General features: G+C 64.7%; 15 protein-coding genes and 1 pseudogene. 11 read left to right on the forward strand and 5 right to left on the reverse strand.

The features are described from left to right. Positions 1-57 precede the first annotated feature (57 nt). Together HNP55_RS19160 and miaB are read left to right on the forward strand one after the other, a co-directional pair. The gene (locus tag HNP55_RS19160) at positions 58-444 is read left to right on the forward strand and encodes a hypothetical protein (RefSeq protein WP_184303114.1); all 387 of its coding nucleotides are present in this window, start codon (positions 58-60) and stop codon (positions 442-444) included. 81 nt (positions 445-525) lie between these two features. Next, a complete protein-coding gene (miaB, locus tag HNP55_RS19165; RefSeq protein ID WP_184303117.1) occupies positions 526-1,872 on the forward strand; it encodes a tRNA (N6-isopentenyl adenosine(37)-C2)-methylthiotransferase MiaB in 1,347 nt (448 codons plus the stop codon). On the opposite strand, the gene HNP55_RS19170 is transcribed toward miaB, so the two are convergent. Further along, the gene (locus HNP55_RS19170) at positions 1,856-2,134 is read right to left on the reverse strand and encodes a hypothetical protein (protein ID WP_184303120.1); all 279 of its coding nucleotides are present in this window, start codon (positions 2,132-2,134) and stop codon (positions 1,856-1,858) included. The genes miaB and HNP55_RS19170 overlap by 17 nt on opposite strands. A 142-nt stretch (positions 2,135-2,276) precedes the next feature. Between HNP55_RS19170 and hemA the strand changes: the two genes are divergently transcribed. From hemA to prmC, 3 genes are all read left to right on the forward strand, one after another. Then, positions 2,277-3,590 carry a glutamyl-tRNA reductase gene (gene hemA, locus HNP55_RS19175; RefSeq protein WP_184303123.1) on the forward strand — a complete coding sequence of 438 codons (1,314 nt, stop codon included), beginning with the start codon at positions 2,277-2,279 and terminating at the stop codon, positions 3,588-3,590. A gap of 111 nt (positions 3,591-3,701) precedes the next feature. Further along, the gene (gene prfA, locus HNP55_RS19180; RefSeq protein ID WP_184303126.1) at positions 3,702-4,808 is read left to right on the forward strand and encodes a peptide chain release factor 1; all 1,107 of its coding nucleotides are present in this window, start codon (positions 3,702-3,704) and stop codon (positions 4,806-4,808) included. After that, on the forward strand, positions 4,808-5,743 hold the full coding sequence (gene prmC / locus HNP55_RS24415; RefSeq protein ID WP_246448538.1) for a peptide chain release factor N(5)-glutamine methyltransferase: 936 nt from the start codon (positions 4,808-4,810) through the stop codon (positions 5,741-5,743). The genes prfA and prmC overlap by 1 nt, the downstream gene beginning before the upstream one ends. A 31-nt stretch (positions 5,744-5,774) precedes the next feature. On the opposite strand, the pseudogene HNP55_RS19185 reads toward prmC, so the two are convergent. Beyond that, positions 5,775-7,325 (reverse strand): annotated as a pseudogene (locus HNP55_RS19185) (peptidoglycan D,D-transpeptidase FtsI family protein); the annotation flags it as partial. Between the two features lie 113 nt (positions 7,326-7,438). On the opposite strand from HNP55_RS19185, the gene HNP55_RS19190 reads away from it, so the two are divergent. The 5 genes from HNP55_RS19190 (at position 7,439) to HNP55_RS19210 (ending at position 14,284) form a co-directional block, all read left to right on the forward strand. Next, positions 7,439-8,944 (forward strand): AAA-like domain-containing protein, encoded by a 1,506-nt coding sequence (locus HNP55_RS19190; RefSeq protein WP_184303133.1) that lies wholly within the window; start codon positions 7,439-7,441, stop codon positions 8,942-8,944. Beyond that, the gene (locus tag HNP55_RS19195) at positions 8,941-12,507 is read left to right on the forward strand and encodes an AAA-like domain-containing protein (protein WP_184303135.1); all 3,567 of its coding nucleotides are present in this window, start codon (positions 8,941-8,943) and stop codon (positions 12,505-12,507) included. Before HNP55_RS19190 ends, HNP55_RS19195 begins: the two co-directional genes overlap by 4 nt. Before the next feature lie 102 nt (positions 12,508-12,609). Next, positions 12,610-13,278 (forward strand): hypothetical protein, encoded by a 669-nt coding sequence (locus tag HNP55_RS19200; protein ID WP_184303138.1) that lies wholly within the window; start codon positions 12,610-12,612, stop codon positions 13,276-13,278. 93 nt (positions 13,279-13,371) lie between these two features. After that, entirely contained in the window at positions 13,372-13,683 is a 312-nt protein-coding gene (gene grxD, locus HNP55_RS19205) for a Grx4 family monothiol glutaredoxin (protein ID WP_184303141.1), read from the forward strand. Between the two features lie 7 nt (positions 13,684-13,690). Then, positions 13,691-14,284 (forward strand): UbiX family flavin prenyltransferase, encoded by a 594-nt coding sequence (locus HNP55_RS19210; protein WP_184303144.1) that lies wholly within the window; start codon positions 13,691-13,693, stop codon positions 14,282-14,284. Here HNP55_RS19210 and HNP55_RS19215 read toward each other — a convergent pair. The 3 genes from HNP55_RS19215 to HNP55_RS19225 are packed head-to-tail and all read right to left on the reverse strand — an operon-like array spanning position 14,281 to position 17,791. After that, on the reverse strand, positions 14,281-14,931 hold the full coding sequence (locus tag HNP55_RS19215) for a transglycosylase SLT domain-containing protein (protein WP_184303147.1): 651 nt from the start codon (positions 14,929-14,931) through the stop codon (positions 14,281-14,283). The genes HNP55_RS19210 and HNP55_RS19215 overlap by 4 nt on opposite strands. Beyond that, positions 14,928-16,025, reverse strand: a complete 1,098-nt coding sequence (locus tag HNP55_RS19220; protein WP_184303150.1) for a DUF418 domain-containing protein — start codon at positions 16,023-16,025, stop codon at positions 14,928-14,930. The genes HNP55_RS19215 and HNP55_RS19220 overlap by 4 nt, the downstream gene beginning before the upstream one ends. Positions 16,026-16,048: 23 nt before the next feature. Next, positions 16,049-17,791 carry a proline--tRNA ligase gene (locus HNP55_RS19225; RefSeq protein WP_184303154.1) on the reverse strand — a complete coding sequence of 581 codons (1,743 nt, stop codon included), beginning with the start codon at positions 17,789-17,791 and terminating at the stop codon, positions 16,049-16,051. Between the two features lie 144 nt (positions 17,792-17,935). Here HNP55_RS19225 and HNP55_RS19230 point away from each other — a divergent pair, with 144 nt between their 5' ends. After that, entirely contained in the window at positions 17,936-18,592 is a 657-nt protein-coding gene (locus HNP55_RS19230) for an RNA pyrophosphohydrolase (protein WP_184303157.1), read from the forward strand. Position 18,593: the final 1 nt, after the last annotated feature.

An 18,593-nucleotide genomic window follows, 5' to 3' on the forward strand; every position in this document is an offset into this window, starting at 1 on the left:
TTTTCAAGGCCTGAAAACAAATCTTTGCCCGATTCACGCAGCCCCTGGACAAATACCATGACCCGCTGTGCCCACTCTCTGCTCGCGGCTGTCGCCATCTGCTGTTCTGCAGCCGCGCTGGCGCAAAGCCATCGCCCCTTCCCGCCCCAAGCCCTGCGCGGCGAACTGGTGGTGCAGCAGACACCCGACGTTTTACTCAACGGCAAGCCCGCCCGCCTGGCCCCCGGCTCACGCCTGCGCAGCGACGGTCATATGCTGCTGCCACCCGCCAGCGTGGCCGGCCAGAAGCTGACGGTGCATTACACACTGGACCCCGCCGGTCTGCTGATGGATGTGTGGGTGCTGAACCCCGCCGAATTGGCCAACAAGACCTGGCCCCGCACGCCACAGGAAACTGCCAGTTGGAGCTTCGAGCCCGGCACGCAGACCTGGACCAAGCGCTGAAATTCAGCGTCAGCTGTTTCTAAAAACTCTGCTGCCAGCTTGGCCGTTCAGGCCCGCCAGCAAACCAAGAGCACCCCGATCATGAGCAAAAAAGTCTTTATCAAAACCTTCGGCTGCCAGATGAACGAGTACGACTCGGGCAAGATGGCCGATGTGCTGGGCGCCGCCCAGGGCTATGAGAAGACCGAGAACGTCGACGAAGCCGACCTGATCCTGTTCAACACCTGCTCGGTGCGCGAGAAGGCGCAGGAGAAGGTGTTCAGCGATCTGGGCCGCGTCAAGCACTTGAAGGAAAAAGGCGTGCTGATCGGCGTGGGCGGCTGCGTGGCCTCGCAAGAGGGCGCGGCCATCATCGAGCGCGCGCCCTATGTGGACGTGGTGTTCGGCCCGCAAACCCTGCACCGCCTGCCCGCCATGCTGGCGGCCCGCCGCGACGAGCGCCGCCCGCAGGTGGACATCAGCTTCCCCGAGATCGAGAAATTCGACCATCTGCCGCCCGCCAAGGTGGAGGGGGCCTCGGCCTTTGTCTCCATCATGGAAGGCTGCTCCAAATACTGCAGCTACTGCGTCGTGCCCTATACCCGGGGCGAGGAGGTCTCGCGCCCCTTCGACGATGTGCTGACCGAGATCGCCGGCCTGGCCGACCAGGGCGTGGTGGAGTTCAATCTGCTGGGCCAGAACGTCAATGCCTACCGCGGCAAGATGGGCGGCACGGGCGAGCATGCCGATCTGGCCCTGCTGCTGGAATACTGCGCCGATATCCCCGGCATCGAACGCCTGCGCTTCACCACCAGCCACCCGAACGAATTCAGCCAGCGCCTGATCGATGCCTATGCCAAGGTGCCGCAGCTGGTCAACCATCTGCACCTGCCGGTCCAGCATGGCAGCGACCGCCTGCTGATGGCCATGAAGCGAGGCTACACCGCCCTGGAGTTCAAGAGCACGATCAAGAAACTGCGCGCCATCCGGCCGGACATCCGCATCGCCAGCGACTTCATCGTCGGCTTCCCCGGCGAGACCGAGGACGATCACGCCAAGCTGATGAAGCTGGTGCACGACATCGGCTTCGATGCCTCCTTCAGCTTCATCTTCAGCCCCCGCCCCGGCACGCCGGCAGCCAATCTGGAAGACACGACGCCGTACGAAACCAAGGTCAGGCGCCTGCAAGAGCTGCAGGCCGCCATCGAGGCCAATACCCTGACCATCAGCGAGACCATGGTGGGCAAGACCCAGACCATCCTCGTCACCGGCAATGCCCGCAAGGACGCCAGCGAACTGATGGGCCGCACCGAGTGCAACCGCATCGTCAACTTCAAGGGCCAGCCCCGCCTGATGAACCAGTTGGTGGATGTGACCATCACCCAGGCTTTTGCGCATTCCCTGCGCGCCGAGGTCTTGACGAGCGAGGGCGCTACTTTGCCGGCCTGAAGGCCAGCCACCACTGCGGCAGGCTGATGCCCAGAAGCATCAGCCCATAAGCCATCATCTTGCCGTCATGGCCGAGCACGGCCAAGGCCAGGAGCAGGCCCAGGCTGCCGCCCGCGCCGCCCCATTTGAGCAAGCGCAGCCAGGCCAGGCCCCGGGTTTCACGCCGCCACAGCAGCTTGCAGGCCGAGGCCAGCAGGGCGGCAACACACCAGGCGGGGGCAAAGAAGTTGGCGAGATGCCAGATGGCGTCGAGTGGACTCAAGATGGAAAGAGGCCCAGGGCTGCGATGAAGGTGCGTGGAAACGAGCAAGGCTTGAGTTAAATCAAGTCCAAAGCCCCAAGTTTTGCCGCCAGACAACGCTTCTCGGCCTTGGTCTGACAGATGTCAATTTTATAATCCCCTCATGTCAGTCTTTGCCTTGGGTCTGAACCACAACTCCGCGCCGCTGGATTTGCGCGGCCGGTTTGCGTTCACATTGGAACAGCTGGCCCCCACCTTGCTGGGCTTCCGCCAGCAGTTGCAAAGCCCCAGGCTCGGCAAAGGCGCCGAGGCCGCCATCCTCTCCACCTGCAATCGCACCGAGCTTTATGTGGCGGGCGACGGCAGCATGGTGCAGCCCGCCGTCGACTGGCTGGCCCAGATCGGCGGTGTAGGCCCCAGCGCCCTGATGGATCATGCCTATGTGCTGCAGGGCAGCGCCGCCGCCCGCCACGCCTTCCGCGTCGCCAGTGGCCTGGACTCCATGGTCTTGGGCGAACCGCAAATCCTCGGCCAGATGAAGCAGGCCGTGCGCGAGGCCGATCAGGCCGGCACGGTGGGCACGACCCTGCACCAACTCTTCCAGCGCAGCTTCTCGGTGGCCAAAGAGGTGCGCAGCTCCACCGAAATAGGCGCCCACTCCATCAGCATGGCGGCCGCCTCGGTGCGCCTGGCTGGCCAGCTGTTTGAGGACCTCAGCAAGATCAAGGTGCTCTTCGTCGGCGCGGGTGAAATGATCGAACTGGTCGCCACCCATTTCGCCGCCCGCACGCCCAAGTCCATGGCCGTGGCCAATCGCACGCTGGAGCGTGGCGAAAAGCTGGCCGGCCGCCTGGGCGCCGAATCGATACGCCTGGCCGATCTGCCGCAACGCCTGCATGAGTTCGACGCCGTCATCTCCTGCACCGCCAGCAGCCTGCCCCTGATCGGCCTGGGCGCCGTCGAGCGCGCGCTCAAGGCCCGCAAGCACCGGCCCATCTTCATGGTCGATCTGGCCGTGCCGCGCGATATCGAGCCCGAAGTCGCCAAGCTGGACGATGTCTACCTCTACACCGTCGACGAACTGGCCAATCTGGTGCAGACCGCGGGCGAAAAGCGCCAGGCCGCGGTGCAACAGGCCGAGGCCATCATCGAGACCGGTGTGCAGAGCTTTGTGCACTGGCTGGGCCAGCGCCACACCGTGCCCCTGATCCAGGCCTTGAACGCCCAGGCCGATGAGTGGAGAGAGAGAGAAATGGCGCGTGCCCGCAAGCTACTGGCCAAGGGCGCCGATGTGGACGAGGTGTTGGACGCCCTCTCCCGCGGCCTCACGCAAAAAATGCTGCACGGCGCCCTGGCCGAGCTGCACGCCAGCGAAGGCGAGCAGCGAGTGCAGATGGCGCAAACCGTGTCGCGCCTGTTTTTGCGCGGCAGCAGCCGCAACCCGGCCCAAGCGGTCGAACGCTCGGACGAGCATTAGCGAAGCCTGATGTCACCGCTGCGGCGGCCTCCGGCCTGCCCGCAGCCACCCTGCGCCCCGCCCTGCTGCGATCTGGCGACTTCCTGCTCCGCCCCTCCGACCGAACCCGCCATGAAAGACTCTCTGCGCCAGCAGTTTGAACGCCTCGCCTACCGCCTGAGCGAGCTCGACACCATCCTGGCCGACGGCAACACCGCCGCCGATATGAAGCGTTACCGCGCCCTGACGCGCGAGCAAGCCGAAGCCGCCGAGCTGGTCGGCCAGTACCGCCAGTACCAGCAATGCGAGGCCGATCTGGCCGAGGCGCAGGCCTGGCTGGATGACCCCGGTGATTCTCAAATGGCCGAGATGGCCAGGGAAGAAATCGGCCGGGCCCAGGCCGAGATGACGCGCTTGCACGAGGGTTTGCAACTGGCCCTGCTGCCGCGCGACCCGGACGACGAACGCCCGGCCTTCCTGGAAATCCGCGCCGGCACCGGTGGCGATGAGTCCGCCCTGTTCGCGGGTGATCTGGCCCGTATGTATCTGCGCTATGCCGAGCGGCGGGGCTGGCGCACGGAGATTCTGTCGGCCAATGAGTCCGACCTCGGCGGCTACAAGGAGTTGGTCGTGCGCATCGAGGGCGCGCCCAGCGACCGCGTCTACGGCAGCCTCAAATTCGAATCCGGTGGCCACCGGGTGCAGCGCGTGCCCGCCACCGAATCGCAGGGCCGCATCCACACCAGCGCCTGCACCGTGGCCGTGCTGGCCGAACCCGATGAAGCCGAGGAGGTCACGCTCAACCCGGCCGACCTGCGCATCGACACCTACCGCGCCAGCGGTGCCGGCGGCCAGCACATCAACAAAACCGACAGCGCCGTGCGCATCACCCATGTGCCCACCGGCCTGGTGGCCGAGTGCCAGGACGACCGCAGCCAGCACCGCAACAAGGCCAAGGCCATGGCCGTGCTGGGCGCACGCCTGCGCGACAAGGACCGCAACGAGCGCGCCGCCAAGGACGCCGCCATGCGCAAAAGCCTGATCGGCAGCGGCGACCGCAGCGACCGCATCCGCACCTACAACTTCCCGCAAGGCCGGCTGACCGACCACCGCATCAACCTAACCCTCTACAAGCTCGGTGCCATCATGGACGGCGATCTGGACGATGTGGCCGCCGGCCTGCAGGCCGCCCAGGCCGCCGAACAACTGGCCCTGCTGGAAGAGGGAGGCAAGAACTGATGCAAACCGTCAGCGCCGCCCTAGTCCACGCCCAAGGCCTGGGCCTGGACCGGCTGGACGCCCAGCTGCTGCTGGGCCGCGCCCTGCAGCAAAGCCGGGCCTGGCTGATCAGCCACGACGATGCGCCCCTGCCCGCGGCCGTCGCGGCCGCATTGCTGGCGCAGTTTGAGCAACGCGCCGCCGGCATGCCCCTGGCCTATATCGTCGGCGAGAAGGAGTTCCACGGCCTGCTCTTGAAGGTGACGCCCGCCACCCTGGTGCCCCGCCCCGATACCGAAACCCTGATCGACTGGGCGCTGGAGATCCTGCGCGCCCGGCCCGCCCAAAGCCAGCCGCCGCGCCTGATCGATCTAGGCACCGGCAGCGGTGCCATCGCCCTGGCCCTGAAGGCCAGCCACCCGGCCGCCGAGGTCCATGCCCTGGACTTCAGCGCCGCGGCCCTGGCAGTGGCGCAAGAAAATGCCCGCCGGCTGAGCCTCCCTCTGCAATTCCACCTGGGCGACTGGTGGCAACCCCTGGCGGGCCAGCGCTTTGAGCTGATCGTCAGCAACCCGCCTTACATCGCGGGTGAAGACCCGCATCTGCCGGCGCTGCGCCACGAACCCCTCAGCGCCCTGACGCCCGGCGGCGACGGCCTGCGCGATCTGCTGACCCTGATCGAAGGCGCGCCCGAACACCTGCACGCCGGCGGCTGGCTGCTGCTGGAACATGGCTACGACCAGGCCGAGGCCGTCACGGCCGCCCTGCGCCAACGCGGCTTTGCCGAGGTCGGCTTTCGCCGGGACCTGGGCCAGCAGGCCCGGGTGAGCGGGGGCCGCTGGGCACCACACCCAGGCGCCAAAGCGTGCGATCCGCCAGACCCTCGCTCAAACGAGCCAGGCTCCACAGGCTCTGCGACTGGGGCAACTGGGCCTCATCCAGCAGTAGCGCGATGATGAGCCTGGGCTGATCGGCGGGCGCCATGCCCAGGAAAAGCGCCCGGTACTTGCTCTTGCTATACCCTGCCTGGCCAAGCTTGGATTCAATCGCGCCCCGCCCGATCAGCGGGTAGTTGGGCGTGCTGGCCTCCCCCCTGCGAGGCGCATCCCCCATCATCTCTCGCACGCGGGCGGCCACACTCGCGGAAACCACCGGCAGCGGCTGAACCGCTTGCGGATTCTTGCGCAAGGTGGCCTCCACCGCCTGGCCATCCGCCGTCAAGACCAGATAGGCACGGGCCAATTGCAGCAAGCTCGTGTTGAGCCCATAACCCAAGGCCAGCTTGGCCTGCCCCTGCGGCCCCCAGTTCTTTACCGGCGCAACCCATCCGGCAACCGCCCCCGGGAACTCGATCACCGGCTTCCGCCCAAAGCCCAGGCGTGTGTAGAAGTCAAACAGCTCGCGGGGCTGCAACTCCAGGGCGAGTTGGGCGACACAGATGTCACAGGCCGAGGCCAGGGCCTGTGCCAAGGTGGGGGAGTCCAGAGACGGCGGGCGCGTAAAAGTCAAACCCTCAAAACCAAAGCTCCTGAACTCCGCTCGCAGGATGGATTCCGCGCCGACCCGACCCGCGTCCAACATCAGCGCCGCCAACAGCGGCTGGACCAAGCCACCGGGCTGGAACAGATCGGTCACGCTTTTGTTGCGCATATGATCCGGACTGAACTCGCGGCGCTGCTGCGGGTCTTGGCTGGGATAGCTCGCCATCGCAAGCACCTCGGCGCTGCGCGCATCCAGCGCCACCAAGCTGGCCGATTTAGCCCCACTCTGTTCCACCAGATCACGCAAGGCGCTGAACGCGTGGTACTGCACCACCGAATCCAGGCTCAAGAACAAATCCTGCCCATACTGGACCGATGCGCCGGCCGCCGCTTCTTCGACCGCGCGGCCCAATCGATCGGCGCTGACCAAGCGCCGGCCGGCCTGCCCTCGCAGACTCTGCTCGAAAACCAGCTCGATCCCTTCCTGGCCTCGCTGATCCAGATTCGTCAGGCCCAGCACCGGCCCCGCCACGGCCCCGCTGGGATAGACCCGCTTGTACTCCTCCGTCCGAAGCAGGCCCGGGAGTTTCAGCGCCATCGCGGCCTCCACAAGCGCGTCATCGGCATGGCGCCTGAGCCAGACAAAATTGGCTTTGGGCGCAAGCCGCGCGGCCAGTTCGAGCTCGCTCAGACCCAGTACACGCGCCAGCTGTCGCAATCTCGAAGGGTCTTGTTCCGAAAGCTCGGGGCTGGCCCAGAGCGAAACAGCGGGCGCGCTCATCGCCAGGATCTCGCCATTGCGGTCCAGGATGCGCCCTCGCACCGCTTCCTGTTCAAGGGCACGCAGATAGCGTGCCTCACCCTGCTTCAGATAGAAGTCGGCATTGACAATCTGGATCTGCGCACTGCGCGCCAGCAAAGCACCCAGTAAAACGCCGAAAAACCAGACCATGCCGCGCGTGCGCCAAGGCGCCGGTCGACTGGAAAATGAATCTACCCGCAGGCCCCGCCCCAAAGCCGCCAACGGCGCCTGCACCCAAGCTTGATTGCCCGCCATCAGCTGCCCTCCATGCGGAACGCGCTCCTTCAGGCAATCGTAATCGAGCTTTCAACTCGCCTCAGACCTCTGCTATGTTCCTCCTGTCTCAGCGATGAACCGGGGGAGCTTCGGTGTCCAAGCGGATCTTTATCAGCTACAAGCGCAACACGGCGGCCGATGCCGCCTTTGTGGACGCGCTCAGCAAGGCCTTGCGCGAGCGGGGCCACCACCTTTTCATCGACCTCAGCATGCGGGTGGGCGAAGACTGGGTGCAGCGCATCAGCGACGAGATCAAGGCGGCCGATTTCTTTGTCCTGGTGATCTCCGAACAATCGATGCAAAGCCAAATGGTGGCCGAAGAAGCCCGCCTGGCCCACGCCTCACAGCGAGCCCACGGACGACCCCACTTGCTGCCCGTACGCCTGGCTTACGACGGCCAACTCCCCTACGATTTGGGCGCCATCCTCAACCGGCTCAATTACGCGTTCTGCAGCAGCGAATCCGATACCGCCAGGATCACGACCGAGTTGCTGGCAGCCATCGAACACGATGCCCAACTGCCAGCTCCCGGCATCGCCAAGACCGGACTTGCCGCGGAAATTCCGCTGCCCTCGGCCAACCCCCTGCTGTGCCTGGAAGCCCCCGAGGGCACGATGGCGGCCGAGTCCGTGTTCTACCTCGAACGCGATGGCGACCACATCGTCGCCGATGAACAAAACCATGCGGGCTATACCCTGACCATCCAGGCGGCACGCCAGATGGGCAAAAGCTCGCTGCTGGGCCGTGTCATGGCCAGAGCCCGCCGCACCGGCGTGGCCGTTGCCTTTATCGACTTCCAGGCCTTTGGCCACGAGGAGCTTGTCGACCCCAAACGGCTCTATCACCAGTTCTGCGTACTCATCGAGGACGCGCTCGGCCTGGAATGCCAGGTCGATCAGCACTGGCAAGGCCCCCTGTCCGAGACCCAGAAATGCCGCCGCTTTCTGGAGCGGCGCATCTTGCCGCAATTGAACGATCAAGGCCTGCTGCTGGCTTTGGATGAGGCCGACGCACTGCTCGCATCGCCCTCCCGGTCGGACTTCTTCGGCATGCTGCGCAGCTGGCACAACTGCCGCCAGACCAAGCCCGAATGGCGCCGATTCTGCCTGGCCACGGCCATCTCCACCGAACCGGCCATGCTGATCGAAAGCCTGACCCAGTCGCCCTTCAATGTCGGCACCACGGTCAAGCTGGAGGACTTCACCCTCGCCGACACCCTGAAGCTGGCGCAACGCCACCAGATGCAACTCTCGCCAACGGATTTGCAGGCCCTGCAAACCCTGCTCTGCGGCCATCCCTACCTGAGCCGCAAGGCCTTGTACCTGCTGACCAAGCGGCGCTACAGCTTTGCAGATCTGCTGGGCGAGGCCGCGTCGGAGACCGGCCCCTTTGGCGACCATCTGCGTGCCCTGTTCTCGCGCCTGCATCTGCGTCCGGGCCTGATCGATGCCCTGCGCAACGCGCTTAGATCGGGCGAGGCCGACAACGAGGCTCGCCATCGCCTGATTGCCGGCGGCATTGTGAAAGAGATCGGCGGGCGCCTGCTGGCGCGCAACCCGCTGTACGACAACTATTTCCGGCGCGTTACCAAACCGTGAGGCTCTCGTCCAAATACATCGCCGGCGGCACGCTCGCACCAGAGAGCCCCTGCTATGTAGAGCGGGCGGCCGATAGGGAATTGCTGGACTTGTGCGAACGTGGCGAGTTCGCCTTCTTGTTGACCTCCAGGCAAATGGGCAAGTCCAGCCTGGTGGCCAAGACCAAGGCAGCGCTGGAGGCTAACCATATCGCCGTCGCGGCCATAGATCTGACGGAAATCGGCACCCAAGGCGTCACGGCAGACCAGTGGTATCTGGGCATCTTGAGCGAGCTCGAGGAGGTCTGCAAAACAGAGCCGCAGCTGTTTGACTGGTGGGGGCGGCATGAGCATCTATCGCATGCCCAACGCTTCGTCTTCTTCCTGGCACACAGCCTTCTGCCAAGGCTGCAATCGCAGTTGGTCGTGTTCATTGACGAGATAGACACCACGATCAAGCTGCCTTTTGCCGACGATTTCTTCGCCGCCCTCAGGGCCACCCACAACGCCAGGGCCGCCAACCCGCAGTTCGAAAAAATCTCCTTTGTGCTGCTCGGCGTGGCCAGCCCCTCGGAGTTGATCAAGGATCCGACGCGTACCCCCTTCAATATCGGCATCAAGATTGAACTCACCGACTTTGATAGCGACGAGATCAGCCGGCTCATTCATTCGCTCGACGGCAGCGCGCAGGAAAAGCAGGTCTTGCAAGAGGAGCTGCAGGGCTGGACCGGCGGCCAACCCTATCTCTGCCAAAGAGTGTGTGCCGAGCTTGATGCCAGGCCCCTGCCCGAGATCGGCGCAATCGGCCAGCGAGTGGGCGAAATCTTGCTCAGCGACGCCGGGCCCTCGGACCCGCATTTCCAGTTCATTTCTCAATACCTGCTCGCAGCACCTGCCGATGAACAAGAGGAAATGCTGAATGTCTACGAGCGAGTTCTGCACAACAAGCCGGTGAGCTACCGGGATATTTCACCGGTTCACAACCGGCTCAGGCTGTCGGGCATTGTGCGGCGCGAGGACGATCAGTTGGTGATGCGCAACCGCGTCTACCGCCGTTTGTTCGGGCAGGACTGGATCCGCAAGAACCGCAAGAAGAGCTGGCTGGCCGCCAATCGCCGCTGGTTGACCGCGCTAGGTCTGTCGCTCAGTGCCGCCACCGTGCTCGGCGTGACGGCTTTGATCGCCGTGCGCGCAGAACACCGGGCCGAGCTAAGCGCAAGCATCGCCCAGCAGAACGAACGCTCGGCTCAGGCGGGCGAATTGGCCATCAAAGCACAGAGTGAATTGATGCAAGGCGAAATAGGCCTGGGCTTGCTGCTGGCCAACCATGCTTTGCAGGCCGACCGCCACAACCGCGTCGTGCGCGCCACAGCCATCCATGCAGCCGACCTGGCCGAGGCCTCCAACCCCGTGGGAGGTGGTGAGCTCAAAGCCCATATCGTGCAACTGAGCCCCGATGGCAGACTTGTCGCCTACGCCGGCAACAAGCCTGGCGTCCATCTCTGGGATACCAACTCGGGCGAGCAAACTAACTTGTCGGGCTTGCCTGGCACCGTCTCCAAACTGGCATTCTCACCGGATGGTCGCTACCTCTTCGCCGGTGATTTACGGGGTCAAGCTCGTTTGTGGGACTTGCGCCAGCCTGCGGAGGCGGCACGCATCCTGCCGACTCAGCATGCCCGCATCGACGCCGCCCTGTTCAGCCCGGACGGGCAATCCCTCAGCCTCGCAAATGCCCAGGGTCATGTCCAGGTTCTGGCGTCCGCCACCGGCCGGATGATTTACCAACTCAAATCCCAGGCCGGCCCGCAACTTCGTTTGGCCACCAGCAGAGACGGCGCCACGCTGTGTCTGGGGGCTGCGGACGGCACCCTCCTCGTACTCTCCGGCACCGGCTACACACAGGAACGCAGCATCAAGTTGGCGCCAAGGCCCATCAACATACTCTTGATGACACCCGATGGCAGTCAAATCATCGCCGCGGCTTGGAATGGAGGTGCCAGCCTTTGGAATGCCCGCAGCGGCGCGCGCAGCGCCTGGCTGAATGCGCAGAACGAAACCGTTCGCTCGGCCGCCCTCGCACCCGATGGCAAGACCGTCGCCCTGGCTGACGAGTTGGGCATGATCAGGATCTGGAGTCTTGCAACACACAAGCTGTCCAGTGCCTTTGCAGCGCATGGTGGGGCGGTCCACGCCCTGGGCTATAGCGCCGACGGTCGACGCCTGGTCAGCGCCGGCGAGGACGGGCTGAGCAAAGTCTGGAGTCTGCCCGCGGGCCAGTTGGTGGCCCAGAGTGCGCGCGGCCAAGCCGTTGAATACGCGGCGCTCACAGCCGATGGACGCAAAGCGCTGGCACTGGATGCCTATGGCGCCGCAAGCCTATGGTCCATCGATCGCGGCATGCTGATGGCAGAACTCCCGGCGAACGGCGCCAGCATCACCGATGCTCGATTCAGTGATGACGGTCGCACGATCGCGCTGCAAGCAGCGCAAGAGGTGCAACTTCGCGATGATTTTTTACGACCCATCGGAGATGGTTCGCTGACGCTGCCGGCAGGCGTCAAGGCCCGGGTATTTCTAAGCTCGTCGGGCCAGCTGCTGTATCTGGACGAGCAGGGCGGGCTTCACCGTTGGGATGGGCGGCAGCTGCGTTCTATCACCCTGGCCTCGACAACCGGTCAACAAAGCATTGTCGGCGGCAGCTTCAACCGGGACGGCAGCCGAGTTCTGACGATTCATGCCGACGGACGCGGGGTGGCCCATGACGGCTTGAGTGGCCAGACCTTGTTCACACTCAAACAGGCAACGCCGATCACGACGGCCATCTTTTCCGAAGACGGCAAGGAACTGCTGAGCAGTGACGCCAAAAACAAGCTGCGTCTTTGGAGCGGCATGGACGGCCGCTTGATACGCGACTTTGAACCGCCGCCTGGCCTTGCAGTGCCGCCCGTTGACGCAGGCGCCAGAACCCGGCTGCTGCATTTCAGCGCCGGGGCGCGACTTGTACTGGTTGACGCAGCAAGGCGGGTGCTCTCGCTCGATACCCGCAGCGGCGAATACACCCCGCTGGCGACACTCGCCCCCGGCTCAGTCAACGACACCCTCATGCACGGCGACGGAATGCGCTTCATTGCCCGCGAATCGGAACGAGAGGTCTGGGTTTACGACGCCCTGGCAAGCAAGGCCTTGGCCTCGCTCGCCGTCGGCTCCAAGGGTGGCTCCATTAGCAGCGCAGGCCTGGATGCAAATGGCGAAAACGCCATCAGCGGCAACGATGAGGGTCGGGTCGACATCTGGGACGTGGCGAGCAATGCCAGGCTGATCGAGCTGCGCGGCCATGCCGGCAGACTGAAACTCGTGCGCTTGAGCCCCGACGGCAGGCGGGCCTTGACCCTGGACCAAGAGGGCCTGCTGCGGACCTGGGATGTCAGCCGTGCGCGCCGCAGCAGCGACGAAATCTCAGCCCTGCTCAACAAGCAAGCTGCCTCGCTCAAACGGGAACTCAGCGCTGCCGAGTGCATCGTCTACTTTTCCAGATCCTCGGCCATACGCCCCGGCGAATGCAACAAGCCCCGATCTGACTGAGTCAATCTGTGCAAAAACAGGCACATCCCCCGAGAAATTTGGCGTCCATTCCGGACACTGAGGCGTAGTATCAAACCCGAAATACTGCTGCAGGAGATCGCCATGAAGACCGCGTCCACGCCTCTTTCGGCTCGCCCCCCGCGCTCCATGCCACGCCTGCTCGCCCTGAGCATGCAGGGCTTGACAGCCCTGGCCCTGCACACCAGCCTGCTGGCGGCCGATTTCTCGGCCGCAGCGCCGGAGGCGCCCAAATGGCAGGCCCGCCTGCAGCTGGGCAGCCTGGACACCAGCAGCAATACCGGCTTCGACAACACCCGCTACAGCGGCTCGCGTCTACTCAGCGCCCAATTGATGGGCGACTACTTCCTCACCGGCTCCGGCCTGCGTGGCGTGCAAGGCGGCCTGCGTGCCACCGGCGGCATGCTATTGGGCCCCATCTCCCAAAGCCAGCAAGGCTTTGGCCTGGGGCAGAGCAGCCGGCTGGGGCAGAACTTCTCGCTCAGCCAGCGCAGTGCTTTGAGCGCGCTCGCGCCCGCCCTGGAGGGCGGCGATCCCAACGCCTCCCTGTCCTATCTGGGCCTGGGTTATTCCGGCCAATCCCTGCGGGGCGGCTGGGGTTTCAGCGCCGATCTGGGCCTGCTGAGCGATACCGGCTTGGGCGGCCTGGGCGGTCTGCGCCTGGGCAATAGCCGCAGCCAGGGCATGGAAGAGCTGATGCGCGACCTGCGCTTCAAGCCGGTGCTGCAGCTGGGTCTGTCCTATAGCTACTGAAATTGCCGCCGCTTGAATGCCTGGTCAAGCTGAGGGCATGCAAGCTCGCCGATAATCCCACCCTGGTTTCAATTATTTTGGGGTGAAGATCAAATGAGCGACGTTCAGCAACGCATCGATGAGCTGGTCAAGGGCAACCGCGTGGTCCTGTTCATGAAGGGCACGGCGCAATTTCCCATGTGCGGCTTCTCCGGCCGCGCCATCCAGATCCTCAAGGCCGCCGGCGTGAGCGATCTGACGACCTTCAATGTGCTGGAAGACGCCGAAGTGCGCCAAGGCATCAAGGACTACGCCAACTGGCCCACCATCCCCCAGCTCTACGTCAAGGGCGAGTTCATCGGCGGCTCGGACATCATGATGGAGATGTACGAGTCCGGCGAACTGCAACAAGCCCTGGCGGCCTGAGGGCGGCTTGAACCCTCACGCTGCCACGCCGCAGCGCCTGGTCGTCGGCATCACCGGCGCCACCGGCGCGGCCTATGCGCTGCGCCTGCTGCGCCGAGGGCGGGAGTTAGGCCTGGAGACGCATCTGATCGTCACCCCGGCCGGTGTGCTCAATGCCCACCACGAACTGGGCCTGGACCGCAAAGCCCTGGAGGCCGAGGCCAGCCATGCATACTCGCCCGCCGATGTCGGTGCCTGCGTGGCCAGTGGCAGCTTTGCCACCGCCGCCATGGTGGTGGCGCCCTGCTCGATGAAGACCCTGGCCTCGGTGGCCCACGGCTTTGGTGACAACCTGCTGACCCGCGCCGCCGACGTCACGCTGAAGGAGCGCCGTCGCCTGATCCTGATGGTGCGCGAGACGCCCTTCAACCTGGCCCATCTGCGCAATATGACGGCCGCCACCGAGATGGGCTCCATCATCTTCCCGCCGCTGCCCGCCTTCTATCACCAGCCGCAAAGCATTGAGGACTTGGTGAATGAAAGCGCCGAGCGGGTGTTGGAGCTGGCCGGCGTGGCCGGTGCCGAGCCCAAGGCCTGGGCGGGTTTGCAGGCCCGGCCCTAACGTTCCCCCTCCTGCAACCACTGCTTGCGGCAAGCAAACACGGCATCGGGATACTCGGCCCGGCCGCGGCTGCCGTTGTAGCGGCCCAGGGTCAGGAACATATTGCCCTTCTCCCGGTCCAGATAGTGGCGCAGGATGACGCAGCCAAAGCGCAGATTGGTCTGCATATGGAAGAGGCGCGAGGCCTGGCCATCACCGATCAGATTGGCCCAGAAGGGCATCACCTGCATATAGCCGCGCGCACCGGCCGAGCTGATGGCGTATTTGCGAAAGCCGCTCTCCACCTGGATCAGACCCAGCACCAGGCTGGGCTCCAGGCCGGCCCGCCGGGACTCGTACCAGACCGTTTCCAGGAACTCGATACGGGTCTGCGTCTCGCTCTTGCGGCGCTTGAGTTTTTCGCTCATAACGCCCAACCAGCGCAGATAGACCAGGCGCTGCTCCACATCGGCGAAATTGGGCTTGGGCGGCGCGCTGTTGGCGATGGAGGCGCTCAGGGCCGAGCGCACGGAGTCGATCAGAGGTTCCTCGATCTGGGCACCGGCCTCAGCATAACGTGGCAGCAAGCCGCAGGCCCCGGCAGCCAAGAGCAGGCCGCGGCGCGACACAGCCGCCGGCCTCAACGCCTTCTTCAATTGCTTTGTCATCGTGACAGCCACGCCTCCAGCGGCAAACGAAATTTGATACGGGGCGCCACGCCCATCCACAAGCCCCAGTAAAGCAGGCTCAAGCCCAGCAGGGTCGCCGTGCCCCAAGACAGGCCCAGACCCAGACCCACACCGCTGAGCAGCAGCAGGCTCAAGAGGGAGCTGCCGATATAGATGCTCAGCGTGTGGCGGCCTGCAGGCGCCAAGTACTGCATAAAGCGCGCACCGCCTTGGGCGGCCAGCACCAGCCTAGGCACCAAGCCCACCAGCAGGGACAGCGCGAGCCAGATGTAAATCGTCCAGCACAGCTGCTCCAGGCGCTCATTCTGGCTGCGCAAAGCCTGCCACAAGCTCAGGCCCCAGACGAGATTCAAGACCAGGCCGGGCCAGAAGCATGTACTCGCCCAGCGCTGCAGGCGGCCGCGCCAACGGCGATGGCTGAACAGACGCAGGCGGGCAGCCATCAGGCCGGCCGTCATCATGCCCATAAAGAACGGCAGGGCCAGCAGCAACTGACCCAGCGCGCCCGCGAGAAAGCTGCCGCCATTGAGCCGGATCCAGTCCCACCAGCCGCTGGCTTGAGCCAGGGAGCGAAATTCGGCAGATTTCTCGACCCAGCCGCCCTGCAACAGCCAGACCGCGATCGCCAGACTCAGCAGCAGCTCCAGCGCCAGCAGCACGATCAAGCGGCGCCACAGCTGGCGCAGGCGCAGGTCCGACCAAGCGAGCATCAACAAGCCGCTGATGGCATACAGGGTGAGGATGTCACCCATATAAATGAACACACCATGCAACAGGCCCAGAAGCAGCAGACGCTGCATGCGGCGGCGCCGGTGCGGCAAGGCCGCCTGGCCCCGCGCACGGCGCGACAAACCCTGGCCGTAGCCAAACAAGAAAGCCAGCAAGGTGATGCCCTTGCCCGCCAGCAAGGCCGCCACCAGGGCCAGGCTGGCCTGGGCCAGCCAAGAACTGGCGGGTAGCGCCGCACCCAGGGGCCCGGCTTCGGGCAGGCTGGCATAGCCCATCCAGTTCACCGCGATCACCGCCAACAAGGCCAGGGCCCGCAAGCCGTCGACCACCGACTCTCGCCGCATGGGCGGCTCGGGCCGCTGCCGGCTCACGCCAGCTTGGTCTTCAGCAGGTCCAGCACCTCGGCCAAGCCCAGCTTGGTGGCTTGGGCATCACGGCGGCCCTGGTATTCGACCTGGCCCTCCTTCAGGCCGCGATCGGAAATCACCACACGATGCGGCACGCCCACCAGCTCCCAGTCGGCAAACATGGCGCCGGGGCGCTCGCCGCGGTCATCCAGCAAGACATCCACGCCCAGGGCCTGCAAATCGTCATGCAGCTGCTGCGCGGCGGCCTTCACCTCCTCGCTGCGGTCCATGCCGATGGGGCAGACCACGACACTGAAGGGCGCGATGGCCTCGGGCCAGATGATGCCGCGCTCGTCGTGGTTCTGCTCGATGGCGGCGCCCAGAATGCGGGTCACGCCAATGCCGTAACAGCCCATCACCATATGCTGGGGCTTGCCGTTTTCGTCCAGGAAGGTGGCGTTCATGTCCTTGGAGTATTTGGTCCCCAGCAGGAAGACATGGCCCACCTCGATGCCGCGCTGGATGGCCAGCACGCCTTTGCCGTCCGGCGAGGGGTCGCCGGCCACGACATTGCGGATGTCGGCCACCAGATCGGGCTCGGGCAGGTCACGACCCCAGTTGGCGCCGGTGAAGTGGTGATCCGCCTGGTTGGCGCCGCAGACGAAATCGCTCATCAGCGCGACCGTGCGGTCGGCCACGACCTTGACGGGCTTGAGCAGCTTGATCGGGCCCAGATAGCCGGGCTTGCTGCCGAAGTGCTCTTCGATCTCGGCCGCCGTGGCGAAGCGGAAGCCGTTCTTCAAGCCTTCAATCTTGCCGGCCTTGACCTCGTTCAGATCGTGGTCGCCGCGCAGCAGCAGCAGCCAGATGGTGGTTTTGACGATGGCGCCGTCCTGGTCCAGCTCATCGCTGGCCAGCACCAGGGACTTGACCGTCTGCGTCAGCGGCAGGCCCAGCAAGGCCGCCACATCCTCGCAAGTGCTCTTGCCGGGTGTGGGGCTCAGGGTCAGGTCTTGCGTGGCGGCGCCACGGGCGGCCAGCAAGGCCAGGCCCTCGGCCAATTCGATATTGGCGGCGTAGTCGCTGGTCGGGCAATAGACGATGGCGTCCTCGCCGGTGTCGGCGATGACCTGGAACTCATGCGAGAGCTCGCCGCCGATGGCGCCGGTGTCGGCGGCCACGGCGCGGAACTCCAGGCCGAAGCGGCCGAAGATACGCTGGTAAGCCGCGTACATATTCTGGTAGCTCAGCGTCGCGGTAGCCACATCGCGATCGAAGGAATAAGCATCCTTCATGGTGAACTCGCGGCCGCGCATGATGCCGAAGCGGGGCCGGCGCTCATCACGGAACTTGGTCTGGATGTGATAGAAATTCTTGGGCAGCTGCTTGTAGCTGCGCAGCTCCTGGCGGGCGATGTCGGTCATCACCTCTTCGGAGGTAGGCTGGATGATGAAGTCACGGCCATGGCGGTCCTTCACCCGCAGCAGTTCGGGGCCCATCTTGTCGAAGCGGCCGGTTTCCTGCCACAGCTCGGCGGGCTGCACCACGGGCATCAGCAACTCCACCGCGCCGGCGCGGTTCATCTCCTCACGGATGATGGCTTCCACCTTGCGGATCACACGCAAGCCCATGGGCATGTAGTTGTAGATGCCGGCACCCAGGCGCTTGATCATGCCGGCTCTCATCATCAGTTTGTGGCTGACCACTTCGGCGTCGGCAGGGGCTTCTTTGAGCGTGGAAACGAAAAACTGGCTGGCTTTCATGGCGGCGCGGGACTCGGCAAAAAGGCTTCGCTGAACACAGCAAAACCCAGGGGTATGAAAAGGGTGGGGTCAGGGTAAGCGAGGACGATGCCGGGGTGGCATCCCAATGCAATAATCAAACCAACTATAGATTCGAGGTTGATTATGCTCGACCGTGAAGGGTTCCGCCCCAACGTCGGCATCATCCTGCTCAACCACCGGAATGAAGTGTTTTGGGGCAAACGCATCCGCACCCATTCCTGGCAGTTCCCGCAAGGGGGCATCAATTATGGCGAAACGCCAGAGCAGGCGATGTATCGCGAGCTCCACGAAGAAGTGGGGCTTGTACCCGACCATGTGCGCATCATTGCGCGCACCCGCGATTGGCTGCGTTATGAGGTGCCCGATCACTTCATACGCCGCGATGCGCGTGGCCACTACCGGGGCCAGAAACAGATCTGGTTCTTGTTGCAGCTGATGGGCCGCGACTCGGACATGAATCTGCGCGCCACCAATCACCCCGAGTTCGACGCCTGGCGTTGGAACGAGTACTGGGTGCCGCTGGACGCGGTCATCGAGTTCAAGCGCGGGGTCTACGAGAACGCGCTGACCGAGCTGGCCCGCTATCTGCCGCGCATCAACCAGCACAACCGCTATCTGCGCTCGGGCATGCGCCCGCATCACGGCGGCGGGCAGCAAAGAGCGGGCGATGCTAGCGCCGAAAGGCCACGGCACCGCCAGCCGGGATGCCCGCCCGAAACCGACGAGGCGCAATTGCCGCAGCAAGAGCCCGGCAAGGGCATGGCGGAGCCGCAGGACTGAG

This window comes from Roseateles oligotrophus, from assembly GCF_014204525.1.
In the GTDB taxonomy this organism is placed as follows: Bacteria; Pseudomonadota; Gammaproteobacteria; order Burkholderiales; family Burkholderiaceae_C; genus Paucibacter_A; species Paucibacter_A oligotrophus_A.